Below are 365 nucleotides of genomic sequence, written 5' to 3'. Positions count from 1 at the left end.
CCGCCGGTCAGGGCTTCAACTTCCCCCTGAACCGAGGACAGTAGGCTTTCGCGCACGCGTTTTTCGCCGTCCTCCTCGCTTTTGCTGCGCCTTTCGATGCCGGTGACCCCTTGGCGAACCCAGAGCAATCCTGCCGGTCCTGCGCTTCCGCCATGGATTAGTTTGCCGATAAAGGCTTCGGCCTCATCGGCTTGAGCCAACAGTCGCCCGCCGTCGAGGTCAATAACGCTGGCCAGCCTGCCGCCATAAAACTGCTTGGCAAGTCGATAGCGTCCTTCTGAAGTGGTGATGTCGGCCTCCACCACCGGATTGCCCCCACTGTAAGGCCGCAACAGTCGCACGCCTTCGGGTGTGCCCGTGTGAGG

Annotated in this window: 1 pseudogene; it reads right to left on the bottom strand. The window is 61.6% G+C overall.

The features are described 5' to 3' along the window. Nucleotides 1-365, bottom strand: a pseudogene (locus tag EN807_RS33265) (DNA-binding protein); the annotation flags it as partial.

This window comes from Mesorhizobium sp. M5C.F.Ca.ET.164.01.1.1 (assembly GCF_004792125.1).
GTDB classification, from domain to species: domain Bacteria; phylum Pseudomonadota; class Alphaproteobacteria; order Rhizobiales; family Rhizobiaceae; genus Mesorhizobium; species Mesorhizobium wenxiniae.
This window is presented reverse-complemented; position numbering and strand designations above follow the sequence as displayed.